Origin of the sequence: Ruminococcus sp. RTP21198st1_G1_RTP21198_201120, assembly GCF_040924265.1 — a bacterium.
In the GTDB taxonomy this organism is placed as follows: domain Bacteria; phylum Bacillota; class Clostridia; order Oscillospirales; family Ruminococcaceae; genus Hominimerdicola; species Hominimerdicola aceti.
This window is the reverse complement of the sequence record NZ_JBCOMH010000029.1, coordinates 1-15,417: the sequence shown is the minus strand read 5'-3', so window position 1 is coordinate 15,417 and position 15,417 is coordinate 1. Positions and strand designations below refer to the sequence as shown.

Below are 15,417 nucleotides of genomic sequence, written 5' to 3'. Positions count from 1 at the left end.
GTGTTATACTATTCATGAGAGATAGGCTTCCTTTCTGATTTGTATTTGTGTGGTAACTTTATTTTATCAGATTTTTGTCTATCTCTCTTTTCTTTTTTCTTAATTTTGTCCAATATCTATTGTAGCACTACAGAAGTTGAAATAGCCCTTACATCACAATACTTGCGTTCATACAGATAATATGTTATAATATATAATGTATATTTATAAATCTAAAGGAGGTTTATTTATGGATCAGCTTATAAAATTACTGAAAAACAACGCCCGTATCACAAACAGCGAGCTTGCCGTTCTTCTCGATAAAACAGAAGAGCAGGTTGCAGCGGATATCGCCAAGCTTGAAGCAGACGGCGTAATAAAGGGCTATTCCGCGATCGTTGACGAAAGTGCCTATGACCCTAATTCAGTTTTCGCTCTTATAGAACTTAAAGTCACCCCACAGTCACAGTCAGGCTTTGACGAGATAGCAAACCAGATCGCAAGCTATGAGCAGGTGGAGTCCGTCCGCCTTATGTCAGGTGCTTATGATATAATCGTTGCCGTGAACGGTGCAAACATCAGGGATATCTCACAGTTTGTTTCCCAAAGACTTGCCACTATCGACGCTGTCCAGTCCACCGCCACACACTTCGTGCTAAAGGTCTATAAAGACAACGGCATCATGATAAGCACAGATGATAAAGACGAAAGAGGTTTGATCTCCCCATGATAGATTATAATAAAGTGCTTTGCCCTGCCATAAAGGAAATGAAGCCCTCAGGTATCAGAAAATTTTTCGATATCGCTCAGCAGCTAGAGGGCGTTATCTCCCTTGGCGTTGGCGAGCCTGACTTCAAAACTCCGTGGCTAATACGTCAGGAAGCTATCTCCACCCTTGAAAAAGGCAAGACCTGCTATACCGCAAACGCAGGACTTATAGCACTCCGTGAAGAGATAGCCAAGTATTTTCAGCGTACTATCCACACAAGCTATGACCCTAATAAGGAAATAATCGTCACTGTTGGCGGCTCTGAAGCTATCGACCTTACCATAAGATGCCTTATCCAACCCGGTGATGAAGTCCTTATAGTCGAACCGTCCTTTGTCTGTTATCGTCCTATCGTCTCACTATGCGGCGGCGTTCCAGTGGTCATAGAAACAAAGGAAGAAAACGAGTTCCGACTTACAGCAGACGAGCTTCGTGAAAAAATAACCGACAAAACCAAGCTCCTTGTCCTGCCCTATCCTAATAACCCAACAGGTGCGATAATGCGCCGTGAAGATCTTGAAGCTATCGCAAAGGTGCTTAAAGATACCAATATCATGATAGCCTCAGACGAGATATATTCCGAGCTTACATATTCAGGCAAGCATTGCTCTATCGCAGAAATAGAGGGTATGCGTGAGCGCACTATCGTCATAAACGGCTTTTCCAAAAGCTTTGCAATGACAGGCTGGCGGCTTGGCTTCCTTGGCGGACCAAAAGAGATAGTGTCCCAAATGCTCAAGCTTCATCAGTACGCTATCATGTCCTCCCCTACTGTCAGCCAGTATGCCGCTATCGTTGCCATGCACAGTTGTCAGAAGGATATAGATGCCATGCGTAACGAGTATAATATCCGCCGTCGCTTTGTGGTGGATTCTTTCAATAAGCTTGGTCTTAAATGCTTTGCACCACAAGGCGCATTCTATGTTTTCCCTTGTATCAAAAGCACAGGCATGACAAGCACCGACTTCTGCGAAAAGCTTGTGTACACCAAAAAGGTAGCCGTCGTGCCGGGAGATGCTTTCGGCGAGTGCGGAGAGGGCTATGTGCGTGTCTCCTACGCCTATTCCCTTAACCACCTGAGAGAGGCTATCAAACGTATCGGAGAATTTTTAGAGGATATCAAAAATGGTAACGTGCAGTAATTTAAAAATAAAAGCCTACGGAAAAATAAATCTTGCATTGGATATCGTTGGTAAACGTGATGACGGCTACCATATGCTAAATACTGTCATGCAGTCAGTGTCCTGCTTCGACCTCTTGGACTTCACACTCTCTGAGGGCGAGGGCATAGAGCTTACCTGCAAACTTGACAGCTTTCCAAAAGGCGAGGATAATATCATCACAAAAGCCTACCATGCCTTTGCCGACTTCACCCATATTGACTTCGGCTGTAAAATAACAGTGAACGTGGAGAAAAATCTCCCCTCACAAGCAGGCATGGGCGGAGGAAGTGCAGACGCCGCCGCTACCCTTAGAGCCTTGGACTTCATGTTTGATACAAGGCTCACCGATGAACAGCTCTGCTCCATAGGCGTGGCTCTGGGTGCAGACGTGCCTTTCTGTATTACAGGCGGCACAAGGCTCTGTCAGGGCGTTGGCGAAATAATGAGCAACCTGCCCTCACCCGACTGCGCTTTCGTAATAATAAAACCCGACGTGGGTATCTCCACCCCCGAAGCTTTCAAAAAGTATGACAGCATTTCAAACCCAAAACGCTGTAATATGGACGTCCTGCTGAGATATATCGGCGGCGGAAAGCTTTTCGGCATATGCTCAAACCTTTTCAATGTGCTGGAATATGCCGCCGACCGTGATGAGATATCTCATGCAGTGCAGGAGCTTAAAAACAGCGGAGCTCTCTCCGCCCTTATGACAGGAAGCGGCTCAGCCGTTTTTGGAGTTTTCCCCGATATTGCTTCCGCACAAACAGCCGCAGAAAAGCTGTCAGGCTGGAGCTATAAGTGTGTTTGTCAGCCTGTAAAACAGGGCTGGGAATTTGTATATTAATGAGGTGAAATAATTGAGCAGAAATAAATGCAGAATTTGCGGATACCGCTTTAAAAGCGATGATGAGATAATTTGTCCTGAGTGCTTCACAGCCCGTGACGAGGATATAAGCTGTAACAGCCTTTCAGATGACCTGCACTCTCATGATCTCCGTGCAGATAACGAGCAGGACGGCTGGTTCGGACAGTCTGAAAATGACACCTTCAAAGAAGAAAAGAACGATTTCGTTTCCGAGGAACGTAAAGAGGAAGCAAGGGACGAGAATTTCCAAAGCACCTATACCCCACCTAAAAAACCGACCCCTCCCCCAAGCTATTCAGGTTCAAGAGCCGAAAAGCTTGCCGCCCTCAATAACTACAGCCAACAGCGTACAAGCTATAGCCGCCCAAACAACAGCTCCTATAGCTTCAACGCCACGAACATAAACCACTCTAACAAAAAGAATGGCGGCAAAGGCTGTGCCACCGCCGTTGTGGTCATAATAATCCTTATGGCTATCCTCCCAACTATCATAGGCTTTGTCTCATCAAAAATAATTTAAAGCAAATATGACGACTATAACTATGACTACGATTATGACGATACCTATAGTGAAGCCGAAGATGACTACACCGACCATTCCAACCTCTATGTAGCGCAAGACGCTGAGGACGGTACCTACAGCGTTCAGTATCAAGGCTATACCCTCACCGAACGCAAAGTAAGCGACCTGACCGATGAGGAAAGAAACTCCCTTTCAGGCGGTATTATAAGCGGTGACACAGTATGGGAAATAGACCTCGACCTTGATGTTAATATCAGCGATAGCAACAGACAGGTAAAATTCACCTTTGCCTACAACACCGCCTATGACGAAAACGATAATTCGTTTTTCTCAAACAACTTCTTCCCCGGTGAAAGCGACTATGAAGACGATATGACCTATACGATCAAGTTCCTTGTCCCAGCCGATTCAAAGCGCACCACGTTCACAGCCTGCTTCCAGAATGACGATTTTATAACAGATTCATTCCAGTTCAATATCCCCCTTGACGAAAACACAGACTCATCAGGCGACCTATCCTCTGACTCCTACACCAAAATAGGCGGAGCTGACACAGCGGCATGAACGATATCCTTAAAAGCTGTACCCTCTGCCCAAGAGAGTGCAAAGTGAACAGATACGAGCATAAAGGCTTCTGCGGTGAAACTGCCAAAGTAAGGATAGCCCGAGCCGAGCTTCATATGTGGGAAGAACCTTGTATCAGTGGCACAGAAGGCTCAGGAACAGTATTTTTCTCAGGATGCTGTCTGAAATGCTGTTTCTGCCAAAACTACGAGATATCCGCTGAGGGCAAAGGCTTTGAGCTTACCGAGCAAGAACTTGCAGACACTTTTCTGCGGCTTCAATCAAGGGGCGCAAACAACATAAACCTCGTCAATCCCACCCATTTCGTTCCGCAAATAATCAAAGCGCTCGACCTCTGTAAAGAGAAGCTCACTATCCCCGTGGTCTATAACAGCGGCGGATATGAAAAGCCCCAAACGCTGGAGCTTCTTCGTGGCTATGTGCAGATATTTTTACCCGACCTTAAATATTTTGATCCTACACTTTCGGATAAATATTCCAAAGCCGCAGACTATTTTGAAAACGCCGCTGCTTCAATACATAAAATGGCGGAGCTTTCAGGCAAGCCAGCCTTTGACGAAAAAGGCATAATGCAGAGCGGCACAATAGTCCGCCACCTTGTCCTCCCTACCCACCGTAAAGACTCCATAAAGCTTATGGAGTGGCTAGGCAAAAATTTTGCCAAAAACGAGATAATGATAAGCCTCATGAGCCAGTTCACCCCCGTGTATAAAGCCTTTGACTACAAAGAGCTTTGCCGTAAGACATCAACTTTCGAGTATAACACCGTCATTGACGCCGTGAACAAATACGGTTTTGAAGGTTTTGTCCAAAGCCGCACATCCGCCGCCAAAGATTTTATCCCCAAATTTTATGACGAAAAATACTACTGATATCCAATTTTTTATCGGACTGCCATGCTAACACAGACAGCCCGATATTTTTGTAATAAAATTGTTATACATTCCCTATTGACATTTTGAACAAAAAAGTTTATAATGTTAATGTAAGTTTGGTAAAACAAACTTGAATGGGGTAACTTATGGGGTAAACATTAGTCACCAACCGTAAAAAGGGCAGCAAAATTGCCGCCTGCATATAAGTTATCGAAAAGAGGTCATGCAAATGTCAAAGGCTTTCGGTTCAAGATATTCCATTGAAAATTCCGAGGAAGCAAAGGAGTATTTTGAGTTTGTAAAGGACCTGCTTGACAGCGATGTTGTAAACGAAATGAAAAATTTTCGTCATCACTATAGTACGACTTGCTATCAGCATTGCATCAATGTATCATACTATAACTATCTCGTTTGCAGAAAATTGGGACTAAATTCAAGATCCGCAGCAAGAGCAGGTCTGCTTCACGATCTGTTTCTTTATGATTGGCGTGATCGTGAGAAGAAAAAAGGCGAAATGCCTCACGGAATGACCCACCCAAAGGTCGCACTCAACAATGCGAAACAGCATTTTGAGATAGGCAAGCGTGAGGAGGATATGATAGTCAAGCATATGTGGCCGCTGACCCTGAAATTCCCTAAATACGCTGAATCTTACGTTATCGTGTGTATCGACAAATACACCGCAATGTTGGAAATAGGCTCTTATTTGGGTCAGAAAATGAAAGAAAAAGCGAAAGCAATGCGAACAAAACAGCATTAAACCAAAGCGGACAGGCACACACCTGTCCGCTTTCAGTTTGTTGACAAAGCCCTAAATAAATGTACAATTGATCGTACACTTGTATAAATGCAAAAAGACCGTCCCTAAGATAAGGGACGGTCTTTCCCGTTTATCAGGCAAAATAAACGGATATTGGTGTTTAGTGAATGTCGTTGTAAAGTGCAATGTAATCCTTGGCGGACTTTGTCCAACTGAAATTCTGCTTGAGCGCAGTGTTCACAAGCCTGCCCCACTTCATCTTGTCATCATAGTATGCCCTGGCTCTTACAACAGCGTCAAGCATATCATGTGCGTTGTAGGACTTGAAAGTAAAGCCGTTTCCATTCTTGTCGCCTGCGTCATGGATACTGTCTCTCAAACCGCCTGTCTCTCTTACGATAGGTATAGTACCATATCTCAGAGCGATCATCTGAGCCAAACCGCAAGGCTCGCTCTGCGACGGCATAAGGAACATATCCGCACCAGCGTATATCTTCTTGGACAGCTCAGGCACAAAACCAATGGTCAGACCCACTCTGTCAGGATAACGATAATGCATTTCGCTGAAAAAGTCCTCGTATATCTTCTCGCCCGAACCAAGAATAGCAAACTTGCAGCCAAGCCTGATGATGTCCTCAAACACATACTTGATAAGGTCAAGACCCTTGTGTGAAACAAATCTCGTTACGATACCGATAACAGGCTCTTTTCCATGTGCCATGCCAAGCTCGCTGAGTAAAGCGTGCTTGCAAACAGCCTTACCCGTCTTGTCATTCAAACTATAATTCTTAGCAATAACAGGATCAGTTGCAGGATCATAGATCTTCTGATCTATTCCGTTGAGTATTCCGCAAAGCTTGTATTGCTTGTTCACAAGCTCCCTGTCAAGACCATGTGAATACCACGGATCAAGTATCTCCCAAGCATAGCTTGGCGAAACTGTCGTCACCTTGTCAGCCGTTTCAATAGCAGCCTTCATAAAGTTCACATCACCGTCATATGAAAGCAGATCCGTATGATAAAGCGGAATGCCCATTATGTCGTTGATAAGTTCTAAGCCATATTGTCCCTGATACTGAATATTGTGTATGGTAAATACCGTCTTGATATCCTCATAACCCTGCTGATAGCGGTAGAAAATATCATAATAAACAGGAACAAGTGCCGTCTGCCAGTCATTGGCGTTTATAACATTTGGCTTAAAGTCGATGTACCTCAGCAACTCGAGAACTGCCCTTGAGAAGAATATAAATCTCTCAGCATCATCATAAAAGCCATACAGACCGTTTCTCTGGAAGTAATACTCATTATCCAGAAGATAATAAGTCACTCCGTTCACAACGCCTGTAAAAACGCCGCAGTATTGATTTCTCCATGCCACCGGCACAGTGAAATTCGTAACATATGTCAGCTTGTCCTTAAGCTCCTGCCTGATAGAGCTGTAATAAGGTATCACGACTCTGCAATCGTGACCCTCGGCATTGATAGCCGCAGGCAGTGAGCCTGCAACATCAGCCAATCCACCTGAAGCAATAAAAGGCAAAGCCTCACTTGCAGTATAAAGTATGTTCATATCCGAACCCTCTTTCCTAAGTCATTGCGACCTTTTTATACAGAAGCTCCCTTTCCTACATACATAGGATACTGTGGCGAGCTTGTAAGGATATGGTTTTCACAGATAGAAACGTTCTTGTCTGTGATAAGATAGTTAAGCTCAGCATTGTCACCAACAACAGTGCCCTGCATAAGGATACAGTTCTTGACCTTTGCACCCTTGCCTACCTTAACGCCTCTGAACAGTACAGAGTTCTCTACCTCGCCCTCTATGATACAGCCGTCAGCAATAAGAGAATTTGATACCTTGCTGTCCAGATCGTACTTAACAGGAGCGTTGTCGCTTACCTTTGTGTAGATAGAACGCTTTGGAACGAACAGCTTGCGTGCATTCTCAGGCTCAAGCAGAGCCATGTTTGACTTAAAGTAGCTTTCAGGGCTGTTGAGCTTGCTGAAATAGTTATCGTACTCGTAGATCTTTATCTTAAGCTCTCTGCACTTCTCCTGAAGAATATTTCTCTCAAAGCTTACATTTCCTCTAGCCATTGCGTCATTAACAGTTTCAATAAGGAAATCCATTGACATAACGAACACATTAAGGCTAGTCGTGCAAGTTCCGCTGATGTCAGGATTGATAAGAACAGAAGTTACGTTCTTGTCAGCGTCAACGTTGAATACTGTTGAAGTCTTTATATCATCAGAGCTGTAAACGCCAGTGTGTGCAACAGCAGTAATATCAGCACCGCTCTCGATGTGAGCCGCAACGATAGGCTTGTAATCAATATTAGTTACAACGTCACAGTCTGAAAGGATAACATATTTAGCTCTTGAGTGCTTGATAAAGCTCATCGCACCATAAAGAGCCTCGATCCTGCCTCTGTAAAGAGTGCTTTCAACGTTGCCGAATGGAGGCAGAATGTAAAGTCCGCCCTTTTTTCTGGCCAGATCCCACTCTCTTGCAGAGCCGAGGTGATCCAGAAGTGACTGATAGTTAGATTTTGTTATAACACCGACCTCGCTTATGCCGCTGTTTACCATGTTAGACAGTGGGAAGTCGATAAGGCGGTATCTTCCGCCGAACATTACAGAACCCATAGTTCTGTTCTTTGTCATGTCGCCAAGAGTCGTGTCGTGCATATTAGCGAAAACAAGACCCAGTACGTTACCCATATTTACATCCATGTTTACTCGGTCCTTTCTTAGATATTCTCGTAAATTATTGCCTTTGGTGCAACAACACTGCCGTCAGAAACAGTCAGATTATTGCCCACTACAGCAACGCCCCATGAGTCCTTGTCCTCGATAGTTTCAGGTCTTGCACCGATCTGAGCGTTCTCACCGATAACAGTGTTCTCGCCAACGATAGCATACTCGACCTTTGCACCCTTCTTGACAACTGCGCCAGGCATAAGGATAGAATCCAGTATCTCAGCGCCTTCCTCAACAGTAACGCCGTCAGAGATCATTGAGAACTCGACTGAACCGTCGATAACGCAGCCCTCTGTTACCATAGAGTTCTGTACCTGAGCGTTCTTGCCTATGCTCTGAGGTGGCATAACAGGGTTTCTTGAGTATATCTTCCAGCTTGTATCATAAAGATCGATAGGAATGTTAGGATTGATAAGGTCCATATTAGCTTCCCAAAGAGAATCTATAGTTCCAACGTCCTTCCAGTAGCCGTCAAAACGATAAGCCACAAGCTTCTCGCCTGCTTCTCTCATGTCAGGGATAATGTTCTTGCCGAAGTCCTTTGAAGCTTCCTTGTCGTTCTCATTAGCGATAAGATAAGCTTTCAGCTTCTTCCAAGTGAATATGTAAATACCCATTGAAGCAAGAGTTGAACGAGGGTTCTTTGGCTTCTCCTCGAAGTCTATGATGTTGTCGTCCTCGTCGGTTATCATGATACCGAAACGTGACGCCTCTTCCTTTGGAACGTCCAGAACAGCGATAGTAGCGTCAGCGTTCTTAGCTTTGTGATATTCAAGCATCTTGTTGTAATCCATTTTATAGATATGGTCGCCTGAAAGAACAACAACATACTCAGGGTCATATCTGTCTACAAAAGCGATATTCTGATAAATAGCGTTTGCAGTACCCGAATACCAATCAGCGCCTGAAGCTGTCTGATAAGGAGGAAGCACATGAACGCCTCCGTGTATTCTGTCAAGATCCCAAGGCTGACCGTTTCCAATGTACTCATTGAGTACCAATGGCTGATACTGTGTCAGCACGCCCACTGTGTCGATACCTGAATTGATACAGTTCGAGAGAGGAAAATCAATGATACGATACTTAGCACCGAAAGGTACTGCCGGTTTTGCAACGCTCTGTGTCAGGGCATACAATCTGCTTCCCTGACCGCCTGCCAGCAGCATTGCAACACATTCTTTTTTGTTGAACATAATTAATTCACCCACCAATTTTTATTAAGTCTATATTACTCAGCCTTTTTAGCTGTGGACTTCTTAGTTGTTTTCGCCTTAGCGGCTTTCTTGACAGCAGTTTTCTTAGCCGCTGTCTTTGTTTTTTTCTTTCCCTCTGCCTTTTTCTCAGGCACAGGTCTTTCCTCTTTCTTCACCGTGAAATACATACAAGAGAACGCAGGAATATCGATGCAGACTGACTGGTCAAAGCCGTGCATCTTAACATCTACCGCCTTGACAGTACCGTTCGTGCAAGGGGATCCGTCAACAGAAGACGAGTTGAACACCTCTGTATAGCTGCCCCAGTAAGGAACGCCAAAGCAGTATGACTTTCTTTCCACAGGAACGAAGTTGCAAACCACGATGACCTCTCCGCCGTTTTTGTCAAAACGTCTGAAGATGATGATACTCTGCTTGAAATCGTCATTTGATATCCAGCTAAAGCCCTCCCAAGAGAAATCTCTTTCCCAGAACTGAGGGTGGTCAAGATAGAAATGATTGAGGTTCTTGGAGTAGTTCAGATAATTGCGGTGGTTCTCATATTCGTCCACCATGAACCATTCCAGACCATTCTCGTAATCCCACTCTCTGAACTGAGCAAAATCAGCACCCATGAACAGAAGCTTCTTACCTGGGTGAGCCATCATATAAGCCATGAACAGCTTGCACTGCTTGAACTTATTGTCGATATCTCCACCATACATTTTATTTACCAATGAAGCCTTACCATGCACTACCTCATCATGAGAGATAGGCAAAATAAAGTTTTCAGAGAAAGCATAGAAGAATGAGAACGTGAGCATATCATGATGAAAAGCTCTGTCAATAGGGTCAAGAGCCATATATTTGAGCATATCATTCATCCAGCCCATGTTCCACTTGAAGTTGAAGCCAAGACCGCCGTCGCTCGCAGGCTTTGTTACCATAGGCCATGAAGTTGACTCTTCGGCTATCATAAGGGTATTAGGGTTTCTTCCGAACACAGCGGTATTGAGATCCTTGAAGAACTGAACGGCTTCAAGATTTTCCTTGCCGCCGAACTTGTTAGGCGTCCACTCTCCGTCACGTCTGTCATAGTCAAGATAAAGCATAGACGCAACAGCGTCAACTCTCAGACCGTCAACGTGATATTTTTCTATCCAGTAAAGAGCGTTTGAGATAAGGAATGACTTTACCTCGCCCTTTGAATAATCGAAAACTCTCGTTCCCCAAGTGAGGTGATCTGCCTTTTTCGGGTCAGAGTATTCATATGACGGACCTCCGTCAAACTCGAACAGTCCTGCCTCATCTCTAGGAAAATGCGCAGGCACCCAATCAAGGATAACGCCTATTCCCGCCAAATGGAAAAGGTCTATCATTTTCATGAAGTCATAAGGCGTGCCGAAACGTGAAGTCGGCGCAAAATAGCCGATACCCTGATAGCCCCAAGAGCCGTCAAAAGGATATTCCGCCAGCGGCATAAGCTCGATATGAGTATAGCCCATTTCCTTTATATATGGGATTATAGTATCTGCAAATCTAACATATGAGAAATATTTTCCGTCAGGACAAGCCTTCCATGAATTGAGATGTACCTCATAGATATTCATAGGACAATTGTAGATATCCTTAGACTTCTTCTCGGTCATCCACTTTTTATCGCTCCAAAGATAATCGTCTATATCGAAAACCTTTGAGCCGGTGTTCGGAGCGACCTCCATGTGTGTGCCGTACGGATCAGCCTTATAATGGGTCTTGCCGTCACAGCCGTGGATACAGTATTTATATGTATCATAAGTCTGAAGTCCTGTAACAAAAGCCTCCCACACCTCTGAGTCGTCTATCTTCTCCATTGGAGTGGCATTTTCGTCCCAGTCATTGAAATCTCCCACAACAGAAATGCCCTCAGCGTGTGCTGCCCAGACTCTGAAATAATATCCTTCTATGCCGTCTTTCTCTCCCTTATGACAGCCAAGAAACTTATATGTTTCGCAGTTTGTGCCATTGTGGAAAAGATAGAGCGGCAGTTCATAATCCTTTGGAATAATATCTATCATAATTCAGCCTCCCTTGTCTTTTTGTGAAAACCGCTGAATAATTTCGGTGTTTCATACTTACATTTTAATCTTTTTTGAACAAATTTGCAATAGTTTTAGTAGTTATTCTCGTATTCGCACATATTTCAACAGATAGTTTTATATATTTTGCACAATAGATTTTATATAATAACATAGAAAAAGTAAAGTCAAAGTATACAAAAGTAAAAAATTGCAGGCAAAAGTCGGCAAAGTCATTTACATTCATTCTTCATTCTCGTCACGAAGGAAAATTTTTGCGGCAATAATAGTTATATCGTCACGCCTGCCTCCTGTTCGCTGAGCAAGCGCCTTTGCGCCAAGCGCCGTGACTATCTCCTGAGCGTTCATTCCGTTACAGCGGAGTATCTCTCGTGCTGTAGCGTCCTCGACACCGTCTGAGGTCATAAGCAGAACGTCCCCGTCAAAGAGCTTAAGCTCGCTCACATCAGGTGTACACTCCGCAAGTATCCCAGCAGGAAAAGCCTGTCCGCCGATAGCTTTAAGACCGCCGTCACGGAAAAGAAAGCTTTGCGCCGCACCCGATTTAAGAAACTGCACCGTTCCGCCATTAAGCTCCAGCCGCATTATATCAAGGGTCGCAAAAGATTCCTCCCAGCCCTTAACTCTGAGCATGGAATTTATAAGCCTATGGGCTGTCTGCATAGACATTCCCGATCGTATGAGCCTTGTAACAAGACTTACGGAAAACAATGAATCCAGTCTCGCTCTTTTTCCTGTTCCCATGCCGTCTGAAAGGACGATATACTTTTCGTTGACGCTTGAATCGAAGACTTCAAAGCTGTCTCCCGAATATTCTCCGCTTGACGAAGCTGAAAAGCTTTTTATATCAACTGTGAATTTCGGTATTTCCGCAAAGGACATTCTGGTTATATTATCCACCTTGACTATCACAGGCATATCAAGGTCATAATCTATCATTTCTGAAAGCGTTGCTGTGAGCCTTACAAGATCACCCCTGAACTGCGCAGTTATAAAAACGTCCACACGCTGACAAAGGTTTTCGTCTATGTAAACGCAGGCTTTCACATTTGGATAGCCAAGGTTTGAGAAATGCTCCCTTACTCTTGCTGAAAGCTGAGGATCAACGCTTCTCACCTGACCTGCCCTGAAAGAAAGGTCGGATAAGATATCCTCCATGGAGGAAAGCTGTTCGCTTAAAAACTCACGCATTTCACGAACTCTCATGCTGTCGGCACGTTCTGCCACAAAGTCGGTATACAATTCATTGAAGCTTTTGCAAAGAAGCGACTTTCTCACACAGCCTCCCAAATGCTTTTCAACGTCGTCAAGGCTGAGGTTATTATATGTACAAACTATACTTTCAAGCTTTGAAAAGCTGTCATCAAGCTGTACACAACGCTTACTGCACACTGAGTACATATCGCAATCGGTACAAACAACAGATCGTACACGCTTTGACAATGTAGCTTCCTTTGAGCGTTTATCTATCGCCGCAGTGACCATTGTAAGCTGACCTCTGATACCGCCCAGAGTTCTCGAAGCCATATTGAGCTTTGAAGAAGTGGTCTGCCCTACAAGGTCAACGGAATTTTTCACTCCCACCACTTTTTTTGCCACCCTTTTTATCACAGGAACAGGCAGGGCGATAAAAAGCACAGAGCCTATAAGCAAATCAGCAAACATTGAAAATGTATCACCGTTCACGCCCATTGCCACAAGGCTCACAAGTGAAACTGCAAGGAAAACAAGCACTATCACAAGAGAGCCGAATTGCAGAAAAGCTCCGCAAATAAGTCCTGACGTGGCAAGCAAAAGTGTATTTCTCGCAAGTGACGGAGTACAAAGGAGTACACCGCAGGTGGTCAATGCGCCAACAACTGCACCGCCTATATTTCTATACTTTCGCACTGCCATAAGCATAAACAAAGTGCCTGCTATCCTGCCCAGGTTCACCACATGGAGCGGTGCGGCAGTGATGGTCGAGATAAACATAATATAAAGTATAGCTGTGAAAACTCCGTTTATTCCTGTGAGGTCAAAAACACCGCTTCGGTTTCTTTGACGTTTTACGGTCAGTGCAATAAAAACAACACAGCCACACATGAGCGAGCTTATCATTCGCAGTGAAGCCGTATATGTATCCGACGGCATTGCAACCGACATTACACAGCTGAAAAGAAGCATTGCTCCTGTTGTGAGGAGCGACACAAAAACGGGGTCGTCCTTATGGTCAGCAGAGGGCATCACAAGCCTTACCGCCCCTATAACAAGTATCGCACAAAGCTGAACGATACCCTCTGAGAATGTTCCGCTTACAAAATATGCAAGTGCTGAGCCTAAAAAAGCAGGTATCACATTAGTTCCCGAAAGCACTGCCACCGCCACGTTCATTGACGAGGGGAAGCCTAAGATCTTTCCGAAGCTTGCCGCAAACGCTGCTGCCGCCGATAAAACAGCCATAAGTACATTCGTTTTGCCTGAGGTATGAAATTTTGCCGTATGCCGTATTTTTTCCATTGCTTATCACGTCCTATGTTTCCAAAATGTAATAATTACATTTTAGCAGGACTATCAAGCGAAAGGTGTCGCAATATGGGCTTGAAATTGAAATACTGACCAAATTTACGGACAGATCTCATAACTTTCAACGTCATGAAAATCTGATGTAGAAAACGCAGATAATATAAAGCAATATGGAGCAAAACGAACGAGCAAAGCGGGACGTCGGGGGCGCCGTCCCCTACATTTAATGTGCGGATAACGCAAGCAGATGTAAATGCAGGGTTTAGCTGTACAAAATTATGTACAATTAGATAAGCTTTCTAAGGGTTTCGGAAAAGGTTATGAATTGTTCCATGGAAAGAGCTTCAGGACGGACGGAGGCAGGCAGGTCGCTTTGCTCTATCGCCTGATTTACTATAGATTTATCTATGCCCATTGATGATGATACGGAATTTGAGAGGGTCTTTCTTCGCTGTGAAAATGCTCCCCTAGCGACTTTAAAAAAGAACTTTTCGTCCGTCACGCCCTCGGGGGTCTTATCACGGATATCAAACCTCACCACGCAGCTGTCAACGTTAGGCGAGGGCATGAAGCTTCCTCGTGATACGTTGAAAAGCAGTTTCGGTACAGAAAAATAATTTATTGCCACTGTGACTGCTCCCATATCTCTTGTACCCATAGGGGCACAAAGACGTGTGCCTGCTTCTTTCTGCACCATGACAGTAACAGACTTTATGGGCAGACGTTCTTCAAGGAGCATCATTAATATGGGCGAGGTTATATAGTAAGGCAGATTTGCACAAACGGCAACGTCCATGCCCTGAAATTCCTCGGCAATAAGCTTATGGAGGTCAGTTTCCATGACGTCGGCGTTTATTATCTTCACATTGTCATATTCTGCAAGAGTTTCTGCAAGGACCGGCATAAGCCTGTCGTCAATTTCGATAGCCACCACCTTGTCGGCACGCTTGGCAAGCTCGTTTGTGAGAACGCCTATGCCTGTGCCTATCTCGATTATGCCGAAGCCTTTTTTTGCATTGCCCATTTCGGCTATCTTGGGGCAAACGGAGGGATTCACCAGGAAGTTCTGACCGAGAGCCTTGGAGAAAGTGAAATTATGTCTTGCGAGAACATCTTTTATCACACTTATATTAGAAAGATTATCCATTTATTAATACACCTCAGATTAACTGATAAATCGACAAAAAATTAACAAAATAATTATATCATATTAACAAAAGATTGTCAACTGATTTGGAAAAGAATAATATTCCTATGAAGTAAGGAATGACCCAGCGGAGCGATTTCTGCTTTGCAGAAATCCGACGTCCCGACCCCCTCGCACGTCTTTGTACATCTGCATGACTTTATGGTAAATTC

The 15,417-nt window shown here is 44.3% G+C and carries 13 protein-coding genes; 7 read left to right on the top strand and 6 right to left on the bottom strand.

The window, feature by feature from the left end; all coding sequences use genetic code 11:
* Window positions 1-229: 229 nt before the first annotated feature.
* The 7 genes from AB5627_RS13800 to AB5627_RS13770 all read left to right on the top strand — a co-directional run bounded on the left by AB5627_RS13800 (window position 230) and on the right by AB5627_RS13770 (window position 5,519).
* Window positions 230-709: an Lrp/AsnC family transcriptional regulator gene (locus AB5627_RS13800; protein ID WP_022287945.1), complete on the top strand. Its 480-nt coding sequence runs from the start codon at window positions 230-232 to the stop codon at window positions 707-709.
* Window positions 706-1,890, top strand: coding sequence for an aminotransferase class I/II-fold pyridoxal phosphate-dependent enzyme (locus tag AB5627_RS13795; RefSeq protein WP_022287946.1), 1,185 nt, complete (start codon window positions 706-708; stop codon window positions 1,888-1,890). The genes AB5627_RS13800 and AB5627_RS13795 overlap by 4 nt, the downstream gene beginning before the upstream one ends.
* Complete coding sequence (ispE, locus tag AB5627_RS13790) at window positions 1,874-2,755, top strand: 4-(cytidine 5'-diphospho)-2-C-methyl-D-erythritol kinase (RefSeq protein ID WP_195220193.1); 882 nt, start codon at window positions 1,874-1,876, stop codon at window positions 2,753-2,755. Before AB5627_RS13795 ends, ispE begins: the two co-directional genes overlap by 17 nt.
* 13 nt (window positions 2,756-2,768) lie before the next feature.
* Window positions 2,769-3,296, top strand: coding sequence for a hypothetical protein (locus AB5627_RS13785; RefSeq protein WP_368369905.1), 528 nt, complete (start codon window positions 2,769-2,771; stop codon window positions 3,294-3,296).
* A 375-nt stretch (window positions 3,297-3,671) separates the two neighbouring features.
* On the top strand, window positions 3,672-3,863 hold the full coding sequence (locus AB5627_RS13780; RefSeq protein ID WP_368369904.1) for a hypothetical protein: 192 nt from the start codon (window positions 3,672-3,674) through the stop codon (window positions 3,861-3,863).
* Window positions 3,860-4,756, top strand: a complete 897-nt coding sequence (locus tag AB5627_RS13775) for a radical SAM protein (RefSeq protein WP_368369903.1) — start codon at window positions 3,860-3,862, stop codon at window positions 4,754-4,756. Before AB5627_RS13780 ends, AB5627_RS13775 begins: the two co-directional genes overlap by 4 nt.
* Window positions 4,757-4,988: 232 nt before the next feature.
* Window positions 4,989-5,519: an HDIG domain-containing metalloprotein gene (locus AB5627_RS13770; RefSeq protein WP_022287950.1), complete on the top strand. Its 531-nt coding sequence runs from the start codon at window positions 4,989-4,991 to the stop codon at window positions 5,517-5,519.
* A 160-nt stretch (window positions 5,520-5,679) separates the two neighbouring features.
* Here the strand turns inward: AB5627_RS13770 and AB5627_RS13765 are convergent, their stop codons facing one another.
* The 6 genes from AB5627_RS13765 to rsmA all read right to left on the bottom strand — a co-directional run bounded on the left by AB5627_RS13765 (window position 5,680) and on the right by rsmA (window position 15,205).
* The gene (locus tag AB5627_RS13765) at window positions 5,680-7,092 is read right to left on the bottom strand and encodes a glycogen synthase (protein ID WP_022287951.1); all 1,413 of its coding nucleotides are present in this window, start codon (window positions 7,090-7,092) and stop codon (window positions 5,680-5,682) included.
* Between the two features lie 35 nt (window positions 7,093-7,127).
* Entirely contained in the window at window positions 7,128-8,255 is a 1,128-nt protein-coding gene (glgD, locus tag AB5627_RS13760; RefSeq protein ID WP_022287952.1) for a glucose-1-phosphate adenylyltransferase subunit GlgD, read from the bottom strand.
* A gap of 17 nt (window positions 8,256-8,272) precedes the next feature.
* On the bottom strand, window positions 8,273-9,475 hold the full coding sequence (locus AB5627_RS13755; protein WP_022287953.1) for a glucose-1-phosphate adenylyltransferase: 1,203 nt from the start codon (window positions 9,473-9,475) through the stop codon (window positions 8,273-8,275).
* A gap of 35 nt (window positions 9,476-9,510) precedes the next feature.
* A complete protein-coding gene (gene glgB, locus AB5627_RS13750; protein ID WP_022287954.1) occupies window positions 9,511-11,532 on the bottom strand; it encodes a 1,4-alpha-glucan branching protein GlgB in 2,022 nt (673 codons plus the stop codon).
* Window positions 11,533-11,775: 243 nt separating this feature from the next.
* Window positions 11,776-14,052, bottom strand: coding sequence for a SpoIIE family protein phosphatase (locus AB5627_RS13745; protein WP_022287955.1), 2,277 nt, complete (start codon window positions 14,050-14,052; stop codon window positions 11,776-11,778).
* 292 nt (window positions 14,053-14,344) lie between these two features.
* On the bottom strand, window positions 14,345-15,205 hold the full coding sequence (gene rsmA, locus AB5627_RS13740; protein ID WP_022287956.1) for a 16S rRNA (adenine(1518)-N(6)/adenine(1519)-N(6))-dimethyltransferase RsmA: 861 nt from the start codon (window positions 15,203-15,205) through the stop codon (window positions 14,345-14,347).
* Window positions 15,206-15,417 lie beyond the last annotated feature (212 nt).

What these genes read in the sequence shown, in the direction of transcription:
- AB5627_RS13800 (WP_022287945.1), top strand. Translation starts at nt 230, where the DNA reads ATGGATCAGCTTATAAAATTACTGAAAAACAACGCCCGTATCACAAAC.
- AB5627_RS13795 (WP_022287946.1), top strand. Translation starts at nt 706, where the DNA reads ATGATAGATTATAATAAAGTGCTTTGCCCTGCCATAAAGGAAATGAAG.
- ispE (WP_195220193.1), top strand. Translation starts at nt 1,874, where the DNA reads ATGGTAACGTGCAGTAATTTAAAAATAAAAGCCTACGGAAAAATAAAT.
- AB5627_RS13780 (WP_368369904.1), top strand. Translation starts at nt 3,672, where the DNA reads ATGACCTATACGATCAAGTTCCTTGTCCCAGCCGATTCAAAGCGCACC.
- AB5627_RS13775 (WP_368369903.1), top strand. Translation starts at nt 3,860, where the DNA reads ATGAACGATATCCTTAAAAGCTGTACCCTCTGCCCAAGAGAGTGCAAA.
- AB5627_RS13770 (WP_022287950.1), top strand. Translation starts at nt 4,989, where the DNA reads ATGTCAAAGGCTTTCGGTTCAAGATATTCCATTGAAAATTCCGAGGAA.
- AB5627_RS13765 (WP_022287951.1), bottom strand. Translation starts at nt 7,092, where the DNA reads ATGAACATACTTTATACTGCAAGTGAGGCTTTGCCTTTTATTGCTTCA.
- glgD (WP_022287952.1), bottom strand. Translation starts at nt 8,255, where the DNA reads ATGGATGTAAATATGGGTAACGTACTGGGTCTTGTTTTCGCTAATATG.
- AB5627_RS13755 (WP_022287953.1), bottom strand. Translation starts at nt 9,475, where the DNA reads ATGTTCAACAAAAAAGAATGTGTTGCAATGCTGCTGGCAGGCGGTCAG.
- glgB (WP_022287954.1), bottom strand. Translation starts at nt 11,532, where the DNA reads ATGATAGATATTATTCCAAAGGATTATGAACTGCCGCTCTATCTTTTC.
- AB5627_RS13745 (WP_022287955.1), bottom strand. Translation starts at nt 14,052, where the DNA reads ATGGAAAAAATACGGCATACGGCAAAATTTCATACCTCAGGCAAAACG.
- rsmA (WP_022287956.1), bottom strand. Translation starts at nt 15,205, where the DNA reads ATGGATAATCTTTCTAATATAAGTGTGATAAAAGATGTTCTCGCAAGA.